Source organism: Pseudonocardia hierapolitana, assembly GCF_007994075.1.
In the GTDB taxonomy this organism is placed as follows: domain Bacteria; phylum Actinomycetota; class Actinomycetes; order Mycobacteriales; family Pseudonocardiaceae; genus Pseudonocardia; species Pseudonocardia hierapolitana.
In genome coordinates this window covers 1,287,151-1,309,224 of record NZ_VIWU01000001.1, presented here as the reverse complement: position 1 = coordinate 1,309,224, position 22,074 = coordinate 1,287,151, and the positions used below count along the sequence as shown (strand labels likewise).

Below are 22,074 nucleotides of genomic sequence, written 5' to 3'. Positions count from 1 at the left end.
ACGGTCGCGGCGGCTACGCCCCGGCGATGCCCGAGTCGGGCGGCAGTTCCTGGCCGGGGCATCCGCTCAGCACCCCGGCGATCGCGTCCCGCTCCGCGTCCGTGACCCACAGCCGGTACTTGGCCTTCACCGCCACCTGCCGGGCCACGTAGTCGCAACGGAAGCCGCGGGCGGGTGGGAGCCAGGTGGCCGCGTCGCCGTCGCCCTTCTGCTGGTTGACCGAACCCTGCGTGGCCATCAGGTTGAGCGGGTCGTTCGCGAACCGCTCGCGGACGTCGACGTCGAGCTGCTGGGCGCCGGTCCGCCACGCGTCGGCCAGCGCCACGACGTGGTCGATCTGCACGTCGTCGCTGGTGTCCCGCCCGCGCCGGAACGGGATCGTGCGGCCGGAGTACGGGTCGGCGAACATGCCGGCCAGCACCACGCACGAGTCCGTCCCGGGCCGGTACTCGACCTCGGCGAGGTCGCGTGCGAGCACGTCGTTGCGCTGGTCGCAGCCGTTGCGGTCGATGTCGCGCCAGCTCTGGCCGAACTGTTCCCGGTCGTACCCGGTGAGCGGCGCCCTGCCCTTGACCGGGAGCGTGGCGAGCACCGTGGCGGCGTCGCCGGTGGGGATCGGGGCCGGGTCGATCCGCACCTGGAACTCGGCGCAGCCCGTCAGCCCCGTCAGCACTGCGGTGAAGAGGACGACGAGAATGACGTCAGCCCATCGCCCCTTACGCACGGTCATATTCTGCACGTGCAGCGTGGGCGGCGCCGGGGCCCCATCGGCCGAACGGCCGAGCGTCCACGGAGAAGCCCTACCTCCGGCTGAGGCGGCTCTCCGCGTCCCCGGCGGATCGTGTGGGCATGACGAACTTCGCAGATGTGCTCACGGTGCTGGCCGCAGGCGGCGGGCTGGCCGTGCTGCTGGTGATGGCCGCGGTCCCACTGATGCTCGAGCGCGACCGCAGGCCGGAGCGGGCGACGGTGCAGCGTGCCGGTGGCGCGCCGGCTCGTCGGTAGGCGCGCCTACACTCCTCACCGTGGCGGGCCGGATCCGGGACAATGACATCGCGGAGGTCCGCGACCGAGTCCGGGTCGACGAGGTCGTCGGCGAGTACGTGGCCCTGCGCCGGGCCGGAGCCGGGTCGCTGAAGGGCCTCTGTCCCTTCCACGACGAGAAGACGCCGTCGTTCAACGTCCGCCCCAGCCACGGCACGTTCCACTGCTTCGGCTGCGGCGAGGGCGGCGACGCCATCGCGTTCCTCATGAAGATGGACCACATCTCGTTCGTCGAGGCGGTGGAGCGGCTCGCCGAGCGGGTCGGGTACCGCCTCACCTACGAGGGTGGCGGCAGCTCGGTGCAGCGCGACCGCGGCACGCGCTCCCGGTTGCTCGAGGCCAACAAGAAGGCCGCCGAGTTCTACGCCGCGCAGCTGCACACCCCCGAAGCGGCACCGGCGATCCAGTTCCTCACCAGCCGCGGCTTCGACGTCGCGGCGGCGCAGCGCTTCGGCTGCGGATACGCGCCCGCAGGCTGGGACTCGCTCACCCGCCACCTGCTCGCTGCCGGGTTCACGCTCGACGAGCTGATGAAGGCGGGCCTGTCCAAGGAGGGCCGGCGCGGCCCGATCGACCGGTTCCACCGGCGGCTGCTGTGGTCGATCAAGGACCTCGGCGGGGACGTCGTCGGGTTCGGCGCGCGCCGCCTGTTCGACGACGACGGCATCGAGGCCAAGTACCTCAACACCTCCGACACCCCGGTCTACCGCAAGACGCACGTGCTATTCGGGCTCGACCTCGCGAAGCGGGAGATCGCCAAACGACGCCAGGTGGTGGTCGTCGAGGGCTACACGGACGTGATGGCGATGCACCAGGCCGGCGTGCCCACGGCCGTCGCGTCGTGTGGCACGGCCTTCGGGGCCGAGCACATCGCGGTGATCCGTCGCCTCATCGGCGACGACTCGTTCGACCTCGGCGAGGTGATCTACACCTTCGACGGCGACGCTGCGGGGCAGGCGGCGGCGCTCAAGGCGTTCGAGGGCGACCAGAGCTTCGCCGCGCAGACATTCGTCGCCGTGGCGCCCGACGGGCAGGACCCGTGCGAGCTGCGCCAGTCCCACGGCGACACCGCCGTGCGCGACCTGGTGGCGCGCCGCGAGCCGCTGTTCGAGTTCGCGATCCGCAGCATGCTGCGCGACCACAACCTGGACACCGCGGAGGGCCGGGTCGCCGCGCTGCAGCGCACCGTGCCGCTGGTCGCCCGGATCAAGCGCGAGGACCTGCGCGACGAGTACGCCCGCCGCCTCGCGGGCTGGACCAGCTGGGACGACATCGCGATGGTGGTCCGGCGGGTCCGGGAGGCGGCCGGGGCACCCCCCGAGCCGGTGCGCGGTGCCCGCAACGGGCGCCGGGAGCCGCCCACGCCGCCGCCCAAGGACGACCCGCGGCTGCACCTGCAGCGCGAGGCGCTCAAGGCGGCCCTGCAGATCCCCGCTGTGGCCGGGCCGAGCTACGACGAGCTGCCCGAGCAGGTCTTCGTCCACCCGGCGTTCGCCGCCGTCCACCGCGCGGTGCAGGCGGCGGGCGGCGTGTGCAGCGGCCGCGAGGGCCACGCGTGGCTGGAGGCGGTGCTCGCGGAATGCCCGCAGGAGGCGCGCCCGCTGGTCACCGAGCTGGCCGTGGAGCCCCTCGAACTGCCCAGGCGCAACACCGACGAGGCCCGCTACGTCGGCAGCGTCATCGCAGGGGTCCGGTTGGCGCTGGTCGAGGCGCAGGTGGCGGAGCTGAAGGCACGGCTGCAGCGCACCAACCCGGTGGAGGAGCCCGACGCCTACCACCAGCTCTTCGGTGACCTGGTGCCGCTGGAGCAGTACCGGATCGCGCTGCGGGAGCAGGCGGCCCGATGAAGTTCTTCCGCAAGCTGCTGGGGCGCGAGGAGGCGCCCGCCGACGTCGCGGCGCGGCTCGCCACCGACGAGCGCGTCCTCGCGATCGCCACGCTCCGTGCCGACGAGTACAGCGACGAGGAGCACCTCGTCGTCACCTCCCACGGGCTGTGGCTGCCCGGCCAGGAGGGTGTGGGGCACGTGGGATGGCACCTGGTCAGCAAGGCCACCTGGGGAAACGGCGTCCTCACGCTCGTCGAGGCTGAGGAGGCCGAGACCATCGGAGGGGCGGTGCTGGTCACCGACCTGCCACCGCGCCGGCTGCGGCTGGCCGAACCCGGCCGCGTGCCGGAGACGGTGCACGCCCGGGTGGAGGCGTCGATCCGCAGCCGCCACCACCGCGACCTGCCCGGCGGCGGGGCCTGGTTCGTGCAGCGCAAGGTGCCCGGCCGCGACGGCATCGTGCTGCAGGTCCGGCCCGACCCGGGCACCGACGTGGCGGTGGTGCGCCAGGTCGTGGCCGACGTCGAGCGCACGCTGGGGCGCGCGTGACCGCGACGTCCTGGGATCCCGCGCTCTACCTCGACTTCGACGACCACCGCTCGCGCCCGTTCCGCGACCTGCTCGCGCGGGTGGGAGCCACGTCCCCGCGCCGCGTCGTCGACCTCGGCTGCGGCCCCGGCCACCTCACCGGAGTCCTCGCCGGCCGCTGGCCCGGCGCGGAGGTCAGCGCGCTGGACTCCTCCCCGGAGATGGTCGTGGCCGCGCGGGAGCGGGGGATCGCCGCGGAGCTGGCCGACGTCGTCGACTGGGCACCGGCGCCCGACACCGACGTCGTGATCACCAACGCGGTGCTGCAGTGGGTGCCGTCGCACCCGCGGCTGCTGCCCCGCTGGCTGCAGGCCTTGCCTGCGGGCGCGTGGTTCGCGATGCAGGTTCCGGGCAACTTCGGCGCCCCGTCCCACGCCCTGGTCCGGGAGCTGCTCGCCGAGCCGCGGTGGCGGGGGAGCGTGGAGCTGCGCGGCGAGCTCGCCGTTCCGGAGCCTGCCGAGTACGCGGAGCTCTTCGCCGCGCACGCGGCGGACGTCGACGTCTGGGAGACCACCTACCTGCAGCGGCTCACCGGGGAGGACCCGGTGCTGCAGTGGATCAGCGCCACCGCGCTGCGTCCGGTCCGGGACGCGCTGCCCGCCGACGACTACGCGGCCTTCCGGGCCGAGCTGGCACCCCGACTGCGGGCGGCGTACCCGATGCGTCCGGACGGGAGCACCTGGTTCCCGTTCCGCCGCATCTTCGCGGTGGCGCACAAGGCGTAGGAACTCGCGCGTGTGGGCCGGCCGATGGCTGGTGACCCTCTCGCGTGGAGCAGATCACCAAGGGCCTGCTGAACTGGGCGTCGATCCTCGAGGACGCTACCCGGGAGCAGGCGCTGCAGACCGCCCGGATGCCGTTCGTCCGCCCGCACGTCGCGCTGATGCCCGACGCGCACCTCGGCATGGGATCCACCGTCGGCAGCGTGATCCCCACGGTGGAGGCGGTGATGCCGGCGAGCGTCGGCGTCGACATCGGCTGCGGCATGGCGGCGGTGCGCACCCAGCTCACGAAGGACGACATCGCCGAGGCGGGTCCACTGTCCGCGCTGCGGGAGGCGATCGAGGCGGCCGTACCCGTCTCCAAGGGTGGCTACAACCGGAAGCTGACGGACACGGCCGCGGCCCGCGTCGCCGAGCTGGAGGCGCTCGCCGAGCGTGCGCAGTTCGACCCGGGTTCCTATGCGGGGAACTGGCGGCTGCAGCTCGGCACGCTCGGGTCCGGGAACCACTTCATCGAGCTGTGCCTGGACGAGGCGGACCGGCTGTGGGTGTTCCTGCACTCCGGCTCGCGCGGGGTGGGCAACAAGATCGCGCAACGGCACGTCCGCACCGCGCAGCAGCTGTGCGAGCGCTGGTGGATCGAGCTGCCGCACCGCGACCTCGCCTACCTGCCGGAGGGGATCGACGAGTTCTGGCACTACATCCGGGAGCTCCGCTGGGCCCAGCGTTTCGCGCTGGAGAACCGCGCCGAGATGCTCGACCGGATCGTCGGGTGCATCGCCGAGTGGGCGGGCCGGGAGATCGAGCGTGCCGAGGACGTCCAGTGCCACCACAACTACACCGAGCAGGAGCGGCACTTCGGTGTGGACGTCTGGCTCACCCGCAAGGGCGCGATCGACGCCTCGGCGGGGCGGCCGGGGCTCATCCCCGGCTCCATGGGCACGCGGTCCTACGTGGTGACGGGCCTGGGCAACCCGGCCTCGTTCAACTCGGCGCCGCACGGCGCGGGCCGCAACTTCTCCCGGCGGGCCGCGCGGGAGAAGTTCACGGTGGAGCAGCTCGCCGAGGCGATGGAGGGCATCGAGTGGCGGGCCTCCAACGCGGCGGCGTTCCTCGACGAGATCCCGGAGGCCTACAAGTCCATCGACGTCGTGATGGAGGACGCGAAGGACCTGGTCACGGTGGACCACACGCTGCGGCAGGTCCTGAACGTGAAGGGCGACTGACGGGTCGGTACGGCCTCGGCACGCCGAGCGCTCACTGCGACGCGGGCCGCAACGCGGCGGCCTGCGTGTAGCGGCAGTTCGGGTCCCAGAGGATGAACGAGCGGATGCCGTTGGCCTCGGTGGCATCGATCTGCGCGCGCACCTCGGCCGCACCGTAGGGCACCCGGAGCGTGAACGCCTGCAGCCACGGGATCACCGAGGTGGGAGTGCCCTGCGTGAGCTTCACGAAGTCGGCGAGCGAGCGCGCGGTGATGTCGTAGGGCGACGACTCGGGGCTCATCACGCCGTACTCCCCGCGACCCCAGTGCGACGGGTACACCATCGGCGCCACGTAGTCGGTGTACGGCGCCATCAAGACGATGTCCTGTGCGATCTGGGTGGGGCGGGTCGCCGCTATCCCGAAAACCGACGCGCCGAGCAGCGCGCCGTGCTTGCGCACCGCCGGTCGGGTCTCCGCGAGAAAGTCGGCGATCGACTGCTCGGGGGTCGTCGTGAGGCCCTCGAAATGCATTCCGGAAATCGGGCCGTCCGGGCGCCGCACGTAGTCGTAGAGGATCTCGTCGAACCCGAGCCCGGCCGCCTCCTCGGCCAGCGCCACATTGTAGGAGCGCACCTCGGGATTGGCGAAGTTCGTGAACGAGTACTGACCGTAACCACTCGTATAGGGGGTGCCGTTCGCGTTCTGCACCAGCCGTTCGTGGTGGCCGTCGCGCCACGATGCCGCCCCGAGCACGGGGTCGCGGAACGCCACGATCCGCCCGACGACGCGAATCCCCGCCGCGTGCATCTGGTCCAGCACCGCGCGCGCGTCGTAGTAGCCCTTGCTCGCGCCGATCTCGACGGCCAGCGGCACCTGGGAGGCGTAGCCCACCTCGCCGCTCTCGTCCTTGATGTCCAGCTGGATCGTGTCGATGGCGCCGTCCTTCGCCAGCTGCAGCACGGGCTCTCGCAGCGACGGCGCGCTCCACGCCTGCGCGGTCATGTGCACCGCGCGCATGCCCGGGTGCTGCACCGGGATCGGCACCTTCTGCGCGACCGTGTTGCCGGCCTCGTCGCGCGCGAGCAGGTCGACGTCGGCGGCACCGGCCGACTCCGTGACGGTGAAGGCGCCGTCGTCGTCCAGCTCGAACGGCGCGCCGTTGACGAGTAGCTCGTCAGCGCCCTCGACCCGGCCCTTGACCTCCGCGGACGCGTCGAGCGCCGTCGGGGGGACCGGGTCGACGAACAGGGCGGGCGGGGTGGCGTCGACGGTGAAGTCGATCGTCGTGCCGGTGCCGGGCAGCGGCATCGCCGCGTCCGGGGAATGGACCTGCAGGGTGTGCTCGCCCTCGGGGAGCGCCGACGCGTCGAGGACGAAGCGCACCCCGTCACGGCGCACGGGTGCCGGGGCACCGTCGAGCAGCACCTCGACCTGCGACGGGTCGGCGAGCGCGGTGATCTGGACGTCACGAAGGGCTGCGGGGGTGAAGGATCCGCCGTCGGCCACGCCGGTCACGGTGACGTCCGGCTGCAGCCACGCCACGACCAGAACCAACATGCCGGCGACGATCAACGCGATCGCGCCCGGCACCAGGTACCGGTGGGGCGCGGACACCGGGCGGTCCATCGGAACTCCTTCGACACGGTGGAAGGTGATCACTCTCGCATTACCCGGACCGTCCGTGTGCTGGAACAACACCATTGTGTGATCAAGTCATAATCCGGGTGGCCTCCCGGGTAGCGTCCTCCCATGCCTCGGTTGCGTATCGTCGCGGCGTCGGTCGCCGTGCTTCTCGCCGCCGGTTGCGGAACGGATTCCGACAACGCACAATCCGTTTCTGCGCCTGCGGCCCCGGCCCCTGCGCCCGTCGATCCAGCGCAGGTTCAGGCCAACGAGCTCGGCCGCATTCCGGTGCTCATGTACCACCGGGTCATCGCCACGCCCACGTCGGTCTACGACCGCACCCCGGACGATTTCCGGGCCGAGCTGGAACGGCTCGCGCGCGAGAACTACGTGCCCGTCACCACGGCCGATCTCGCCGCCGGGCGCATCGACGTCCCGGCCGGTGCGCACCCCGTCGTGCTGACGTTCGACGACGGCGACCCGACCCAGATCACGCTCGGCCCGGACGGCACGCCCGCGCCCGGTACCGCCGTGCGCATCATCCTCGACGTCGCCGCCGCCCACCCGGGGTTCCGGCCGGTGGCGAGCATGTACGTCAACGCCGAGCCGTTCGGCGGTGGTGAGCCGGGCGCGGCGGCCATGCGCTGGCTGCACGACAACGGGTTCGAGATCGGCAACCACACCTTCAGCCACCTGAACCTGCGCACCGCGCCTGCGGAGAAGGCGCGGCAGGACATCGCCCGCGGCGACACGGCGATCCGGCAGGCGGTCCCCGGCCACCGGCCCGCCACGCTCGCGCTCCCGTTCGGCGCGCGGCCGCGGGACCCGCAACTGGCCGCCCGTGGTGACGGGTACGACTACTCGGGCGTGCTGCTGGTGGGCGCGAACCCGGCGCCGTCGCCGTTCGCCGAGGAGTTCACCCCGCAGGCCATCCCGCGGATCCGCTCCCAGGGCCCGGACGGGAGCGAAGCCGAGTTCGGGTCCACGGTGTGGCTCGACAAGATGGCGGCGAGCCCCGCCACCCGCTACACCTCCGACGGCAACCCGGCCGTGATCTCCTACCCGACCGGCAAGGAAGGTCCCGCCGACCGGTACGCGGCGGCCGCGGCCCCCTACTGACGCGCTGCCGCCCGCTCCACGAGGGCGGATCGCAGCGGGGCGAACGTCGCGATGCTGTCGTCCAGGCCCCCAGGGCGGGCGCTGAGCAGCCAGCACGCGCGCTGCTCGACGAGCAGCGCGTCCAGCCGGTGCAGCAGGTCCCCGGCGGCCGCGGGCGTCAGCCGGGCGACCCCGCCCGCGGCGAGGAGCGCCAGCGCGAACCGGGCGATCGCGATGGCATGGGCGGTCTCCCTCACCGCGATGTCGCCGTCGGCGGCGGCCGGCCGGGCGTGCGCGAGGGCGTCGGTCGCCGCCGACAGCACGCGCTCGGCCTCGGCGAGCGCCTCGGGTGCGACGGCAGGCACGTCCTCGCGCCCGAACAGCACGGCGGAGAGCGCGGAGCCGTTGAGGAGCGGTGCGTCGACCACGTCGGCGACCGAGCCCGCCGCGATGAGCGCAGACCCGAGGCCGGGGCCGTCGAAGACGATGCGGTCGAGCGCCGCGGCGAGATCCATCTCGCGGTTGCTGTCCAGGCACCAGCTCACGGCCGCGCCGAACAGCAGCCCGGGATACGTCACGGGTGGCGGCTCGTGGTGGCCGTGGTCGCCCCACGTCGTCACCACGTAGCCGCCTGCGCCGTGTTCGCGGCCGATCTCGGCGGCGTCGAGGAGGTTCTCCACCGCGTTGTCCAGCCGCCCGATGACCGAGTTCCACGCCCCGGTGCCCGGCGCCACCCAGAACGGCCTGCCCGCCGACGTGAGGGCCTTGGCCCGCTCCCGGAAGCCGCCGGCGAGCGCGTCCATGTCGAACCCGTCGGCGGCCCACTGGCGGCGTTGTTCCGGCGTCGCCCGGTCGAGGGCGGCCCGGGCATGGACCGGGCCGTCGTACTGCCACACCACCGGCACCAGGCCCGACGTCGGAAGGGCTCCGGCCACCTCAGGGTGGTCGGCGAGGACGTCGGCCCAGAACATGACCTCGTAGCCGTCCTCGATCAGCGGGACGGCCACGCGCAGCAGGTGGTCGAGGTAGACCTGGCCGAGGCCACGCTCGGCCGCGTCGGCGGCGCTCCGGCCCTTGCCCAGCTCCCACGGCTCGTCGGCGCCGATGTTCACGCGGCGGGCGCGCACGGTGGCGGCGAGCTCACGCACCAGCCCGAGGGCGAACTCGGCGTTCTCGGGGGTCGGCTGCAGTGTGCTGGGCCGGCGGTGCCGGCCGTGGATCGTGAAGCCCTCGGGCTTCTCGGCGCGGTCCCGGTAGGGCTCGTGGGCGAGCCAGCGCTCCATGTGCCCGAGCGTGTTCTGGTTCGCGACCAGCGTGATCCCGTGCGCGGCGCACAGCGCGTCCAGCCACCGCATGTCGTCGACCGTGAGCGGGCTGGCCGCCGCCCACACCGCGGTGTGGCCGGCGTAGGTGAAGGTGTGCTCGGTGTAGAGCTCGAGCTGGTTCATCCGGGCCGCGGCGAGGATCTCCACGTAGCGGCGCAAGGTGCGGCGGGTGGGCACCCGGTCGCGGCTGACGTCGAGCATGAAGCCGCGCACGGGGAAGTCCGGCCAGTCCCGCACCCGAACTGCACGGTGGGAGAGCTCGGGGTCGGCGCGCAGCTGGTCGAGCGTCTGGTGGGCGTAGCGCAGCCCGGCGTCGTCGCGGTAGCTGATCTGCGTGCCGCCGGCGTCGCGTACGAGGCTGTAGCCCTGCTCGGGCAGCTCGGGCTCGTGGCGCACCGCGACCGGGGCGCCGGGCGCCGGTCCGGGCGCGGCGAGCACCTCGAACGAGCGGGGGACGGGGAAGAGCGGCACGGTCGGGGACGGCACGCCGATCATCAAATCAGGAGACTCGCCCTTTCAGCAGTAGCGCGGTGGGCTCGTCGTCCTGCGGGGTGACGTCGCTCGGACCTCGGGTGTCCGGGAGGCGCCGGTGCGGTGCTGTGGTGGCCGTGGCCGGTCGGTGTGGTGATCCGCGGCGTGTGCCGGGGCCCGGGCTCGGGTCGGACTTTCCAGCCGGGTGCTTGGCGGGCGTAGTTGCATTGGGCGCAGGTGCCGTTGCCGTTGTCCGCCGAGGTGGCCCCGTTCTGGTGGTGGGGTAGGGCGTGGTCGATGTGGCGGATCGGGGCGTCGCACCATGGGGTGGTGCAGTACTGGCCGCGGATCTCGATGAACCGGGCCAGCCCGGCCGGGAACACCCGCCGGGTCGAGTCCATCCCGACCAGCCGCCCGCTGTCGGGCCTGCTGTAGAGCCGCCGCAGCCAGGCGGTCTCGGTTTCGGCGGCGGAGACGGCGAGTCGGCGGGCCAGGCCGGCCGGGATCGGCCCGTACCCGGCCAGCTGCGCCGGCTGCTCACTGCCGTCGCCGTCGCCTTGACCTTCGCCGAGCAGGGTCCGGTCGGTCATGATCAGGTGGATCTCCACCGGCACCCCGTCCGCGGTGGCCTGCCCGGTGACGCGTTGCACGAGGGTGTCGGCCATCAGCTGGCCGCGGGTGCGCCCGTCCCCGGCCGCGATCGCGGTGTCCGCGGCTTTGCGCAGGGCGGCGTGGACGGCGACCCCGTGGGCGACGGGGAGCAGCGCGGTGACCCGGGCCATGACGTCCGGGGCCGGCCGGGAGGTGACCCGGCGTTCCGATTCGGCCTTCGCGCGGCGCCGGGTGTAGCCGGCCGGGTCGAGCCGGTAGGCGATCTTGCGGATCTCGCCGGTCAACCGGCGGTCCCCCCACCCGTGCAGCCCGGTGGGGTCGGCGCACAGGTGGGCGTCGACGAGTTGGCGATGCTCCCGGGATAGGAAGATTGTTTCCTGGGCGAGCAGGCCGGCCCGCCATTCGGAGATCGCACCGTGTGCGAGCGCGGTCAGGGTGTGGGGCATCTCGGCGACCAGGACCTTGGCCAGGCCGAGGTGCCGGCCACCGCGGTAGGGGGATTCCTGGCGGGCCAGCGCCACCTGCGCGGCCACCCCGCGGCCCTGCCGCTGCGCCGGCAGCCCGGTGGCGGCCTGCCCGGCCCGCATCGAGGTGTCCAGGTCGACGGCGATCCGGGCCTGGGCGGCCGCGGCGGCGGACTTGAGGCGTTCCAGGGCGCGGAGTTGGTCGATCCGTTCGGTGTCGGGGACGTCCCGGTCGAACCGGGCCAGCCGATCGACCCAGGCGTTGATCACCGCGGAGTTCAGCAGGTCATCCGGTAGCGCGTCTGACAGCGCGTCCGGGACCGGAACTAGTGGGTCGGCTGGGGCCTCGAGTAGCGCCCCGGTCAGCATGGCGCGCATTCCTTGCCCTCGGGTATTCGCCGGTGTCGCGGACACTTTTCGGGTCTTCGCGTGGAGGCGGGGGTTGGTGGGGTTGGCGCGGTTTTCGACATGCCCCAAGTTTACGCGAACAGATGTTCGATCCGTAGGTCTTTTCGGGTGATCGAGGTGTTCACTATTGTGAACGCGGCTTGAGCGGGGAGAACGTGTCCGGCCGGGGAGGTGGCCGGGTTGGGAACTGCCGATTCCGTGGTTGCGTTGCGTGGTGCTCGTCTTGCCTGCCGGGTCTGCGTGCGAGCCCGTCCGGTTGGGGTGCGCGGCAACTAGCGTGTGGTTGCGCTGCGAGGGAGGTCGGGACCACAGGATAGTTGCGTGGGCACCCGGCGGTGACGGTCTCGTCGTGCACCGCCGTGCCCTCCAGTCGGGGACGGCTGTCAACGCAACCACGCCATTCGGTGGTGATGCCAACCGGACCAACAGGTCGAGGTGACGGCGCGGCGGACGGAATCGTCAGTGCACAGGGCCTGAAGCGGGGAGCGATTGCCTGCGTGCCCGAGTCGGGAACGGCGCGCCCACCGGCATGATCACCAGTTGGGCGCATTCCCATCCCAAATCCGTCCGAGAATGCGCCGAACCGCTGATCATCAGCACGAAGGGGCCTGGGTGAGCAGCGACCGCCCGCACGCCCGAGCCGGGAACGGCGCGCCCGAGGCGCCCCCACGTCCCGAGATCAGCGGAAGACCACCGTGCTCCGGTCGTTCAGCATGACCCGACGCTCGCAGTGCCATCGCACGGCACGGGACAGTGCCAGCGCCTCGGCGTCCCGGCCGGCGGTGCTGAGGTGGCGGGGGTCGAAGGTGTGGTCGATCCGGATCACCTCCTGCTCGATGATCGGGCCCTCGTCGAGGTCAGGGGTGACGTAGTGGGCGGTGGCGCCGACCAGCTTGACGCCGCGGTCGTAGGCCTGGTGGTAGGGCTTGGCCCCCTTGAATCCGGGCAGGAACGAGTGGTGGATGTTGATCGCCCGGCCGTGCAGCGTGCGGCACAGGCCGTCGGAGAGGACCTGCATGTAGCGGGCGAGCACCACCAGGTCGGCCCGGTGCTCCTCGACGAGCTCGAGCAGCCGCTGCTCCGCCTGCCGCTTGGTGGTCGGTGTGACCGGCACGTGGACGAACGGCAGCCCGGCGGCCTCGGCCATCGGCCGCAGGTCCTCGTGGTTGGAGACGACGGCGACGAGGTCCGCGCCGAGGCTCCCGGCCCGCCAGCGGAAGATCAGGTCGTTCAGGCAGTGGCCCGCCTTCGACACCATCACCAGCACCCGTTGCGGGCCGTCGCCGGTGAGGCCGAACGTCATCCCGAACTCGGCGGCGATCGGCTCGAACGCGGCGGACAGGGCCTCGGCGTCGATCTCCCGCGCGGTGACGAACGCGGTGCGCAGGAACAACGAGTCGCGCACCCGGTCGTCGAACTGCTGGTGCTCGACGATGTCGCAGCCCTGCTCGAAGAGGAAGGCGGTGACCGCGTGCACGATGCCCGGGCGCTGCGGGCAGCTCAGGGTCAGGATGAACGTGCTCGGCACGGTGGCTCCTCGGGGATCAGCACTCGACGACGTTGAGGGCGAGACCGCCGCGGGCGGTCTCCTTGTACTTGTCCTTCATGTCCGCCCCGGTCTCGCGCATCGTCTTGATCGCCTTGTCGATGCTGACCTGGTGCCGCCCGTCGCCGCGGACGGCGAGCCGGGCCGCGGTGATGGCCTTGATGGCGCCCACGGCGTTGCGTTCGATGCACGGGATCTGCACGAGCCCGCCGACCGGGTCGCAGGTCAGCCCGAGGTTGTGCTCGATGCCGATCTCCGCGGCGTTCTCGACCTGCTCCGGGGTGCCGCCGAGCACCTCGGTGAGGCCTGCGGCGGCCATCGAGCAGGCCGATCCGACCTCGCCCTGGCAGCCGACCTCGGCCCCGGAGATCGAGGCGTTCTCCTTGAACAGCAACCCGACGGCGGCGGCGGTGAGCAGGAACCGGACCACCCCGTCGTCGGAGAACGAGCCGATGAAGCGCCGGTAGTAGTGCAGGACGGCGGGGATGATGCCGGCCGCCCCGTTCGTCGGGGCGGTGACGACGCGCCCGCCCGCGGCGTTCTCCTCGTTCACGGCGAGCGCGTAGAGGGTGACCCAGTCGACGGCGCGCAGCGGGTCCTGCTCGTCACCACCTCGCTCGAGGCATTCACGCAGGTGGGCGGCTCGCCTGCGCACCTTCAGCCCGCCCGGGAGCACCCCGGTGGTGCGCGTGCCGCGCTCCACGCATTCCTGCATCACCGACCAGATGTGCAGCAGCCCGGCGCGCACGTCCTGCTCGCTGCGCCACGCCAGCTCGTTCGCGAGCATGACGTCGCTGATGCGCAGGCCGGTCTCCCGGGTGCGCCGCAGCAGCTCCTCGCCGGTGCGGAACGGGTAGCGCACCGGAGTCGGGTCCTCGACGAGGACCGGACGTCCGGCTTCGTCCTCGTCGAGGACGAACCCGCCGCCGACCGAGTAGTACTCCCGCGCCGTCAGCTCGACGTCGTCGGCGTCGAACGCGCGGAAGATCATGCCGTTAGTGTGGAAGGGCAGCCGCTTGCGCCGGTGCAGCACGACGTCGTCGTCGACGGAGAACGGGATCGGCACCTTCCCGGCGAGCAGCAACCGGCCACCGTCGCGAACGGCGCCGACCCGGGGTTCCGCGGCCGCCGGGTCGACCAGGTCGGGTTGCTCGCCCTCGAGCCCTAGCACGACCGCCTTCACGCTGCCGTGCCCGTGCCCGGTGGCCCCGAGCGAGCCGAACAGCTCGGCGCGGACCCGGGCGGTCCGGGGGAGCAGCCCGTCCCGCTCCAAGCGGCTAGCGAAGGAGCTCGCCGCGCGCATCGGACCCACCGTGTGCGAGCTCGACGGGCCGATGCCGACCTTGAACAGGTCGAAGGCGCTGATCGTCATGGCTGCTCAGCCCCGATCTTCTGCGGCCCGAACGGTGTGCTGGAGCAGGAGCGCGGTGGTGACGGGCCCGACGCCACCGGGCACGGGGGTCAGCCCGGCCGCCTTCTCCGCGACGGCCGGGTCGACGTCGCCGACGAGCGTGCCGTCGGCCGTCGGGTTGGTACCGACGTCGATCACGACCGTTCCGGGCGACACGTGCGCGGGCGTGATCAGCCCGGGCCTGCCCACCGCCGCGACGAGCACGTCGGCCTGCCGGGTGATCGCGGCGAGGTCGGTGGTGCGGGAGTGGCAGATCGTCACCGTGGCGTCGCGGTCGAGCAGCAGGTGCGCCGCAGGCTTGCCCACCACCGTGGAGCGGCCGACCACGACGGCATGACGGCCGGCCAGCGCGACACCGTGGTGGTCGAGCAGCGCCAGTACGGCCTCGGCGGTGGCCGGGGGGAAGGCCGGCAGGCCCGCGGCGAGGCGGCCCAGGCTCGCGGGGTTGGCGCCGTCGACGTCCTTCGCCGGGGGGATCGCCGGGGCCAGGTCGCCGACGTCGACCCCTGCCGGGAGCGGCGTCTGCAGGATGATCCCGTGCACGTCGTCGTCCGCGCCGAGCCGGCTCAGCACCGCGAGGATCTCCGTCGGGGTGGGGGACACGACGTCGCAGACGATCCCGGCCGCGGCCGCCGCCTTCGCGATCGAGCGCACGTACCACGCGCTGGACTCGTCGGCCGTCGCGACGACGATCGCGAGCCGCGGCGGCCTGCCCGCCGCGGTCAGCGCCGCGGCCGACTCGGCGGTGCGACGGCGCAGGTCGGCCGCGAGCTCGCGGCCACCGAGCGAGGCGGTCATGAGGCGAGCCCCGCGCGTACCGCGCCTGTCACCTTGTCGGCACGGTCGCAGAGCCCGCCGACCGAACCGGCCGCGGCGAGCAGCTCACTCCTGGCCTGCGCGTCCTCGATTCCGGTGAGGTTGATCTCGACGTTGACCCGCGCGGTGGTCGCCGCGGCCCGCGCCGCCTCGGCCGCCGCGGCCACGTCGCTGATCACGTTCGGGTTGCCGATGGGCAGCAGCTCCTCGGCGAGGTCGAGGACGCGGGCGGCGACCCCGATGACGAACGCGGGTGGGCGGGCCGCGGCGAGGAGCGCGGTGGCGATCGCGGCGGACCGCGTCGCGGCCTCCGCGGCACCGGTCTTCGGCAGCCGGTAGGCCTCCGTGACGGCCGTGAACGCGGCCGCGTCGTCCTCGGCGAGCGTGAGCGCGTTCTCGCACAGCTCGTCGGCGGCGTCGCGGACGCGCCGGATCGCCTCGGCGTGATCGGCGTACTTCGAATGTGTCCGAGAAGCGCGCATGTGGGCCGCAGCCGCCAGCGATCCAGCAGGTCCCGGCTGTCCTGGGCGGCCCGCTCCGCGCTTCTCGGGCACATTCGTCGGGCCGTCGCTGTAGCGCGCGACCATCGCCACGAGCGCGGCGGCCTGGGCGGCGTGCAGCGCGGCGGACGCGCCGCCGCCCGGGGCGGGGACCCGAGCGGCGAGCGCGGTGAGGAACTGCCCGATCGTCTGGTTGCGCACAGCGGCGCCCTTCCTTGTCGCGGTGGTGGGGACGGAAGGTACGGACGTCAGCGCCTGATCCGGGCCATCTCCGGATCCACCAGCGGCTCCGCGGCCACGGTGGCCGGGATCCGCCGGCCGAAGTACTCGATCTCGACCGCGGTGCCCGGGGTCGCGCTCGCCGGGAGCCAGGCGTAGGCGATGGGCGCGCCGACGGTGTGCCCGAACGCCGCGCTGGTGACGTAGCCCGCCGCCCGGCCGTCGACGTACACCGGCTCGTGGCCGAGCACGACGCTGCGCCCGTCGTCGACGGTGAGGCAGGAGAGCCTGCGGGTCACCGCGTCGGCGCTCAGGCAGGCGATCGCGTCGCGGCCGACGAAGTCGCCCTTCTGCGGCCGGACCGCGAAGCCGAGCCCCGCCTCGTACGGGTCGTGCTCCGTGGTCATGTCGTGCCCCCACGAGCGGTAGCCCTTCTCCAGCCGCAGGCTGTTGAACGCCGCGCGGCCTGCCGCGATGACGCCGAGGTCCTGACCGGCCTCCCACAGCACGTCCCACAGCCGCAGCCCGTACTCCGCGCTGGTGTAGATCTCCCAGCCGAGCTCGCCGACGTAGGACAGCCGCATCGCGGTGACCGGGACGCCGCCGATGCGGGCCGGCATGGCGCGGAAGTACTTCAGCGCCTCGTGGGAGAAGTCCTCGCGGGACAGCGGCTGGACCAGGTCGCGGGCCAGCGGCCCCCAGACACCGATGCAGCAGGTGGCCCCGGTGATGTCCCGAACCTGTACGTCGGACCCCGCTCGGCGCTGGAGGTAGTCGAGGTCGAGATTGCCGTTCGCACCTACCTGGAACCGGTCGGCGCCCAGCCGGGCCACGGTCAGGTCGCTGCGGACGCCGCCCGCCTCGTCGAGCGCGAGGGTGTAGGTGACCGAGCCGACCGACTTGTCCATCTTCCCGGTGGTGAGCCGGTCCAGCAGCGCCAGCGCGCCCGGGCCGGTGACCTCGAGCCGCTTGAGCGGGGTCATGTCGTACATCGCCACGCCCTCGCGGGTGCGCCAGGCCTCGGCAGCCGCGATGGGGGAGTGGAACCGCGCCGACCACTCGTCGCGCTCCGGCGGCACCCACGCCTCGGGCAGCTGCGCCACCAGCGGCGCGTTCGCCTCGTACCAGTGGGGTCGCTCCCAGCCCGCGGCCTCGAGGAACACCGCGCCCAGCTCCCGTTGCCGGGCGTGGAACGGGCTGACCCGCAGGTTCCGCGGGGACTTGCGGGGCTCGAGCGGGTGCAGCACGTCGTAGATCTCCACGAAGTTCTGCTGGGAGGTCTCGCTGACGTAGTCGTCGGTGAGCTGGACATCCTCGAAGCGGTGCACGTCGCAGCCGTGCAGGTCGACGCTCGACCGGCCGTCGCTGAGCAGCTCCGCGACGGCCTTCGCCACCCCGGCCGAGTGCGTCACCCAGACCGCCTCCGCGATCCAGAACCCGGCGACGTCGGGCGACTCGCCGATCAGCGGTCCGCCGTCCGGGGTGAAGGAGAAGATGCCGTTGAAGCCCTCCTCGACCTTCGCCGACGCCAGCGCGGGCAGGAGCAACCGGCTCTGCTCCCACGACGGCGCGAAGTCCTCCTCGGTGAACGGCAGCATCGACGGCATCGCCGCCGCGCTGACCTCTCCGTCCTCGTCCAGGTCGCTCAACCGCACGGGCATCGGGCGGTGGGCGTAGCTGCCGATCCCGAGCCTGTCGACGTGCTCGCGGAAGTACAGGTCCTGGTCCTGGTGGCGCAGGATCGGCAGGCCCGCCTCCCCGAGCTCGTCGTTGCGGCCGGCGAGCTCGGCGACCTGCCCGGTCTTCGCGTACTGGTGCGCGAGCGGGAGCAGCGGCACCGGCATGCCCACCATCGCGCCCACCCGCTGTCCCCAGAACCCCGCGCAACACACCACGACGTCGGCCGGCAGCACGCCCTCGGCGGTGCGCACACCGGTGACCCGCCCACCGGACTGCTCGATGCCGGTGACCCGGGTCGACCCCTGGAAGCGGGCGCCCCTGGCCTCCGCGCGGCGCGCGAGGGCGGCGACCACCCGCGGCGCCTTGGCGAGACCGTCGGTGGGCACGTGGAAGCCCCCGAGCACCCGGTCGCGGTCGAGCAGCGGGTGCAGGCGCACGCACTCGTCCGCGTCGACGACCCGGCTCTCGACGCCCCACGACGTGGCCCAGCCGTGCTTGCGGTGCAGGTCGGCCATCCGCTGTGGAGTGGTGGCGACCTCCAGCCCGCCGACCTGGTTGAAGCACCAGGCGCCGTCGAGGTCGAGGCCGGCGAACTTCTCGACGGTGTAGCGCGCGAACTCCGTCATCGTCTTCGACGCGTTCGTCTGGAACACCAGGCCGGGCGCGTGGGAGCTGGAGCCACCGGTGAGCGGCAGCGGGCCCTGGTCGACGACGGTGACCCGGTCGAACCCGCGAGCGGTGAGCTCGTCGGCGAGGTTCGTCCCGACGATCCCGGCTCCGATGATCACGACACGAGGCGATGTGGGCATCAGGCCCCCCTGAACTCGGTGGCCGCGTCGAGCAGCCAGGTGGCGAGGTAGCGCGCGAACGAGGACCGGACGAGGAGCTGGTAGTGGGTCGCCCCGCCATCGACGCCGTCGTCGAGCGCGAGCAGCACGACGCCGGCCAGCCCGAGGGTGGTCTGCGCGGCCGATCCCGCCGGGAACGTGCGGGGGTGCAGGTCGATCGCACAGCCGGTGGCGAGCACGTCGCGGACGTGCTCGCCGCGCAGCCGCAGCGTGGTGCGTTGCGCGGAGACGTCGACCACCACCCCCGCTGCGCCGACGGCCGTCCGCAGCCCCGCCTCCAGGTCCACCGGGCTGTGGAACGGGCTCGTCACGAGCCACTCGTCCGGACCGAGCCAGATCACGCGTGCCGTGTCCCCCTCCACCCACGACGGCCTGGTGGGCAGCGCAACGCCGAGGTGCGCGGCGACGGCGTCCGCCGCCGGCCCGGTCGGGGCGACGCGCAGGTCGGCCATCGCGACGAACGGCTCAGCCATGATCTGCACGCCGTCGGGGAGATCGGCGAAGTGCTCCGACCAGCCGTGCAGCGGGCCGGTGCGTGGCAGCTCAACCGTCACGGCGGGCTCCTTCCGGGTCGACGAGCACGGGTTCGGTGACCTCCACGGGGACCAGCGCGTCGCCGACCGGGACGTGGAGTGTCTGGCCGATGCGGTCGCGCCCCGCCCGTACCAGCGCGAGCGCGAACGTCCGTTCCAGCTCGGCGCTGCGGTAGCTCGACGTGACGTGCCCGAGCATCGGCACGGGCGGTTCGGGCAGCCGGTCGCCCTCGACGACCTGCGAGCCCTCGGGCAGCAGCACGGTGTGGTCGAGCGGGAGGAGGCCGACCAGCTGCTTGCGCAGCGGGTTGCGGTTCTCCGCCCGGGAGAACGAGCGCTTGCCGACGAAGTCGGGCTTCTTCTTCGACACGATCCACGACATCCCGAGGTCCTGCGGGGCGACGGTGCCGTCGGTGTCCTGCCCGACGATCGGGTAGGCCTTCTCCGCGCGCAGCACGTGCATGGTCTCCGTGCCGTACGGGGTGATGCCGTGGGGCTCGCCCGCCGCCATGAGCCGCTCCCACACCGCCGGGGCGTGCCACGCATCGACGTTGACCTCGTACGCGAGCTCGCCCGAGAAGCTGACGCGGGCGATCCGCACCGGGACGTCCCCGAGGCGCGTGTCCCGCCAGGCCATGAACGGGAAGGCCTCCTTCGAGGCGTCGACGTCCGGGAAGACCTCGGCGATCACCTCCCGGGAGCGCGGCCCGACCACGGGGAAGGTGGCCCACTGCTCGGTGACCGACGTGAGGTGCACCCGCAGGTCGGGCCACTCGGTCTGCAGCCACTCCTCCATCCAGTCGAGCACCTTCGCGGCGCCGCCGGTGGTGGTGTAGACGAGGAACCGGTCCTCGGCGACGCGCAGCACGGTGCCGTCGTCGAGCACCATCCCGTCGGCGCCGCACAGCACGCCGTAGCGCACGAAACCGACCTTGAGGCTGCTCATCATGTTCGTGTAGAGCCGGTCGAGCAGCACCGCGGCGTCCCGGCCCTGCACGTCGATCTTCCCAAGCGTCGAACCGTCGAGGATCCCGACCCCGCCGCGGACCGCGGCGCACTCGCGCAGCACGGCGGTCTCCATGTCTTCGCCGGGCAGCGGGTAGTAGCGGGGCCGCTTCCACTGCCCGACGTCCTCGAACACCGCCCCGCGGGCGACGTGCCAGTCGTGCAGGGCGGTGACGCGTTCGGGGTCGAAGAGGGCGCCGCGGTTGCGGCCGGCGAGGGCGGCGAACGCGACCGGGGTGTACGGCGGGCGGAATGTCGTGGTGCCCAGGTTCGCGACGGGCACGCCGAGCAGCTCGGCGGTGATCCCGGCCGCGACGATCCCGGACGTCTTGCCCTGGTCGTGCGCGGTGCCGATCGTCGTGTACCGCTTGACGTGCTCGACGCCCCGCATCCCGGCCCCGACGGCGCGGGCGATGTCGGCGACGGTGGCGTCGCGCTGCACGTCGACGAACTGGGCGTGCTCGTCGCCGGGCACCCGCCAGAGCACGAGTGATGGGGTGCGCTCCGGCCCCTGCTCCGTGGTGGGCGGTGCTGCCACCCCACCGGCGTCGATCTCCAGGTCGGCGAGCGCGGCGAGCGTGGCCCGGGCGCCGTCGCGCAGGCAGCCGTCGAGGTCGAGAACGCCGGCCGCGGAGCCTGCCACGGACGTGCCCGGCAGGGTCTCGCCCGGCACGAACGCGCCCAGCTCGTCGTCGTAGCGCAGCCGGCCGCGGGCCTGGCTGAACAGGTGCACCGCGGGGTTCCACCCGCCGCTGACCAGCAGCAGGTCGCACGCGATCCGTTCGCGCTCGCCGCCGTGCAACTCCGTGACGAGGGCGGCGGTCACCCGCTGGTCGCCCTCGGTGCCTGCGACGACCTGGCCCGTGCGCACCGGGATGCCGCGGCGTTCGCACTCCGCACGCCATCCCGCGGGCGCTTCCGGCCGCGCGTCGACCACGGCGTGCACCCGAGCCCCGGCGTCTGCCAGGTCGACCGCCGCGGCGTAGGCACCGTCGTCGGTGGTGAACACGACCGCGTCGCGCCCGGCCAGCACGCCGTAGCGGTGCAGGAACGTGCGGGCCGAGGCGGCCAGCATGATCCCGGGGCGGTCGTTGTCGGCGAAGACGACGGGCCGCTCGTGCGCGCCGGTGGCCACGATCACGTGGCGCGCCCGGATCCGCCAGACGCGCTGCCGCGAGCGGTTGCGCGGGGCCGTGGTGCCGAGGTGGTCGGTGCGCCGCTCCAGCGCGAGCACGAACCCGTCGTCGTAGTGCCCGAACGCGGTGGTGCGCTGCAGGTGCAGCACATCGGGGTACGTCGCCAGCTCCGCGGTCGCGGCGGCGACCCAGTCCAGGGCGGGGGCGTCGTCGATGCGGTCGGTGCTGCCGAGCAGCGCCCCGCCGGGCTCGGACTGCTCGTCGACGAGCACGACCCGCGCGCCCGTCCGGGCCGCCGTGAGCGCGGCGACCAGGCCGGCGGGGCCCGCCCCCACGACGAGCAGGTCGGCGTGGGCGTGCTTCGCGTCGTAGCGGGCCGAGTCGGGCACCTCGGCGAGCCGGCCCTTGCCCGGGATGCCGCGGGCGGCGAGCCCGTCGACGAGCTCGATCGTGGTGGCGAGCAGCATCGGCTCGGGGAAGGGCTCCTCGACCTGCACCAGGCCACCCGGGTCCTCGGCCCAGGCCGCGCCGATGCCCCGGGGGCGGCCGAGCGCGACGCTCGTGCCGGTGGCGTGCACGCCGTTCGCCAGCAGCGCGGACGCGAGCGTGTCGCCGGGGTGCCCGGTGTAGGGCACGCCGCCGAACGTGAAGCGGCAGGTGGTGTCACGGTCGATCCGCCCACCGGCGGGAACGCGGAACTCCGTCATGAGATCACCGGGCGGGGCTCGTCGGGGCGGTAGACGGCGTGGAACCGGTAGGTGGCGGTGTCGCGCACCGCGTTGAACCAGCGACGGCATCCCGCGGAGTGGCTCCACCGTTCCGCGAACAGGCCCTTGGGGTTGTCGCGGAAGAACAGGTAGTGCGCCCACTCCTCGTCGGTGAGCGCGGCCGGGTCGGCCGGGTAGGCGACGTGGGCCTGCCCGCCGTAGTGGAACTCGGTCTCCTCGCGCGGCCCGCACCAGGGGCATTCGATGAGTTGCATGCGGATCCT

18 protein-coding genes are annotated in these 22,074 nt (G+C 73.0%); 6 read left to right on the top strand and 12 right to left on the bottom strand.

All coding sequences use genetic code 11. From position 1 onward, the window contains the following. Positions 1–13: 13 nt before the first annotated feature. Positions 14–730: an HNH endonuclease family protein gene (locus tag FHX44_RS06300; RefSeq protein WP_147254604.1), complete on the bottom strand. Its 717-nt coding sequence runs from the start codon at positions 728–730 to the stop codon at positions 14–16. A 119-nt stretch (positions 731–849) separates the two neighbouring features. Here FHX44_RS06300 and FHX44_RS41980 point away from each other — a divergent pair, with 119 nt between their 5' ends. From FHX44_RS41980 to FHX44_RS06280, 5 genes are read left to right on the top strand one after another with little or no spacing between them, the layout of a single operon-like run. After that, on the top strand, positions 850–1,005 hold the full coding sequence (locus FHX44_RS41980; RefSeq protein ID WP_170308797.1) for a hypothetical protein: 156 nt from the start codon (positions 850–852) through the stop codon (positions 1,003–1,005). A 20-nt stretch (positions 1,006–1,025) separates the two neighbouring features. Next, positions 1,026–2,891: a DNA primase gene (gene dnaG / locus FHX44_RS06295; protein ID WP_147254603.1), complete on the top strand. Its 1,866-nt coding sequence runs from the start codon at positions 1,026–1,028 to the stop codon at positions 2,889–2,891. Continuing rightward, a complete protein-coding gene (locus FHX44_RS06290; protein WP_147254602.1) occupies positions 2,888–3,421 on the top strand; it encodes a hypothetical protein in 534 nt (177 codons plus the stop codon). The genes dnaG and FHX44_RS06290 overlap by 4 nt, the downstream gene beginning before the upstream one ends. Next, positions 3,418–4,185: a trans-aconitate 2-methyltransferase gene (locus FHX44_RS06285; RefSeq protein WP_147254601.1), complete on the top strand. Its 768-nt coding sequence runs from the start codon at positions 3,418–3,420 to the stop codon at positions 4,183–4,185. Before FHX44_RS06290 ends, FHX44_RS06285 begins: the two co-directional genes overlap by 4 nt. Positions 4,186–4,229: 44 nt before the next feature. Further along, complete coding sequence (locus FHX44_RS06280) at positions 4,230–5,408, top strand: RtcB family protein (protein WP_147254600.1); 1,179 nt, start codon at positions 4,230–4,232, stop codon at positions 5,406–5,408. A gap of 31 nt (positions 5,409–5,439) precedes the next feature. Here the strand turns inward: FHX44_RS06280 and FHX44_RS06275 are convergent, their stop codons facing one another. Next, a complete protein-coding gene (locus tag FHX44_RS06275; protein ID WP_246170240.1) occupies positions 5,440–7,014 on the bottom strand; it encodes a putative glycoside hydrolase in 1,575 nt (524 codons plus the stop codon). Positions 7,015–7,137: 123 nt separating this feature from the next. On the opposite strand from FHX44_RS06275, the gene FHX44_RS06270 reads away from it, so the two are divergent. Beyond that, positions 7,138–8,130 (top strand): polysaccharide deacetylase family protein, encoded by a 993-nt coding sequence (locus tag FHX44_RS06270; protein WP_147254599.1) that lies wholly within the window; start codon positions 7,138–7,140, stop codon positions 8,128–8,130. Here the strand turns inward: FHX44_RS06270 and FHX44_RS06265 are convergent. The 10 genes from FHX44_RS06265 to FHX44_RS06220 form a co-directional block, all read right to left on the bottom strand. Then, the gene (locus FHX44_RS06265; RefSeq protein ID WP_212612355.1) at positions 8,124–9,920 is read right to left on the bottom strand and encodes a family 20 glycosylhydrolase; all 1,797 of its coding nucleotides are present in this window, start codon (positions 9,918–9,920) and stop codon (positions 8,124–8,126) included. The genes FHX44_RS06270 and FHX44_RS06265 overlap by 7 nt on opposite strands. A gap of 8 nt (positions 9,921–9,928) precedes the next feature. After that, positions 9,929–11,350, bottom strand: a complete 1,422-nt coding sequence (locus FHX44_RS06260; RefSeq protein WP_147254597.1) for a DUF222 domain-containing protein — start codon at positions 11,348–11,350, stop codon at positions 9,929–9,931. Between the two features lie 718 nt (positions 11,351–12,068). Continuing rightward, the gene (gene purU, locus FHX44_RS06255; RefSeq protein WP_147254596.1) at positions 12,069–12,917 is read right to left on the bottom strand and encodes a formyltetrahydrofolate deformylase; all 849 of its coding nucleotides are present in this window, start codon (positions 12,915–12,917) and stop codon (positions 12,069–12,071) included. 16 nt (positions 12,918–12,933) lie between these two features. Continuing rightward, the gene (locus FHX44_RS06250; protein ID WP_147254595.1) at positions 12,934–14,307 is read right to left on the bottom strand and encodes an L-serine ammonia-lyase; all 1,374 of its coding nucleotides are present in this window, start codon (positions 14,305–14,307) and stop codon (positions 12,934–12,936) included. Between the two features lie 6 nt (positions 14,308–14,313). Further along, entirely contained in the window at positions 14,314–15,144 is an 831-nt protein-coding gene (locus tag FHX44_RS06245; RefSeq protein WP_147254594.1) for a bifunctional 5,10-methylenetetrahydrofolate dehydrogenase/5,10-methenyltetrahydrofolate cyclohydrolase, read from the bottom strand. After that, a complete protein-coding gene (locus tag FHX44_RS06240; RefSeq protein WP_147254593.1) occupies positions 15,141–15,863 on the bottom strand; it encodes a cyclodeaminase/cyclohydrolase family protein in 723 nt (240 codons plus the stop codon). Before FHX44_RS06240 ends, FHX44_RS06245 begins: the two co-directional genes overlap by 4 nt. Positions 15,864–15,910: 47 nt before the next feature. Next, positions 15,911–18,370 (bottom strand): GcvT family protein, encoded by a 2,460-nt coding sequence (locus tag FHX44_RS06235; RefSeq protein WP_147254592.1) that lies wholly within the window; start codon positions 18,368–18,370, stop codon positions 15,911–15,913. Beyond that, a complete protein-coding gene (locus tag FHX44_RS06230) occupies positions 18,370–18,963 on the bottom strand; it encodes a sarcosine oxidase subunit gamma (protein WP_212612354.1) in 594 nt (197 codons plus the stop codon). The genes FHX44_RS06235 and FHX44_RS06230 overlap by 1 nt, the downstream gene beginning before the upstream one ends. Beyond that, positions 18,953–21,790 carry a 2Fe-2S iron-sulfur cluster-binding protein gene (locus FHX44_RS06225; protein WP_147254591.1) on the bottom strand — a complete coding sequence of 946 codons (2,838 nt, stop codon included), beginning with the start codon at positions 21,788–21,790 and terminating at the stop codon, positions 18,953–18,955. Before FHX44_RS06225 ends, FHX44_RS06230 begins: the two co-directional genes overlap by 11 nt. Next, entirely contained in the window at positions 21,787–22,065 is a 279-nt protein-coding gene (locus FHX44_RS06220; protein ID WP_147254590.1) for a sarcosine oxidase subunit delta, read from the bottom strand. Before FHX44_RS06220 ends, FHX44_RS06225 begins: the two co-directional genes overlap by 4 nt. Positions 22,066–22,074: the final 9 nt, after the last annotated feature.

Excerpts from the sequence above, each read along its gene's own strand:
- FHX44_RS06300 (WP_147254604.1), bottom strand. The coding sequence starts at position 730 with ATGACCGTGCGTAAGGGGCGATGGGCTGACGTCATTCTCGTCGTCCTC.
- FHX44_RS41980 (WP_170308797.1), top strand. The coding sequence starts at position 850 with ATGACGAACTTCGCAGATGTGCTCACGGTGCTGGCCGCAGGCGGCGGG.
- FHX44_RS06290 (WP_147254602.1), top strand. The coding sequence starts at position 2,888 with ATGAAGTTCTTCCGCAAGCTGCTGGGGCGCGAGGAGGCGCCCGCCGAC.
- FHX44_RS06275 (WP_246170240.1), bottom strand. The coding sequence starts at position 7,014 with ATGGACCGCCCGGTGTCCGCGCCCCACCGGTACCTGGTGCCGGGCGCG.
- FHX44_RS06270 (WP_147254599.1), top strand. The coding sequence starts at position 7,138 with ATGCCTCGGTTGCGTATCGTCGCGGCGTCGGTCGCCGTGCTTCTCGCC.
- FHX44_RS06260 (WP_147254597.1), bottom strand. The coding sequence starts at position 11,350 with ATGCTGACCGGGGCGCTACTCGAGGCCCCAGCCGACCCACTAGTTCCG.
- FHX44_RS06250 (WP_147254595.1), bottom strand. The coding sequence starts at position 14,307 with ATGACGATCAGCGCCTTCGACCTGTTCAAGGTCGGCATCGGCCCGTCG.
- FHX44_RS06245 (WP_147254594.1), bottom strand. The coding sequence starts at position 15,144 with ATGACCGCCTCGCTCGGTGGCCGCGAGCTCGCGGCCGACCTGCGCCGT.
- FHX44_RS06235 (WP_147254592.1), bottom strand. The coding sequence starts at position 18,370 with ATGCCCACATCGCCTCGTGTCGTGATCATCGGAGCCGGGATCGTCGGG.
- FHX44_RS06225 (WP_147254591.1), bottom strand. The coding sequence starts at position 21,790 with ATGACGGAGTTCCGCGTTCCCGCCGGTGGGCGGATCGACCGTGACACC.
- FHX44_RS06220 (WP_147254590.1), bottom strand. The coding sequence starts at position 22,065 with ATGCAACTCATCGAATGCCCCTGGTGCGGGCCGCGCGAGGAGACCGAG.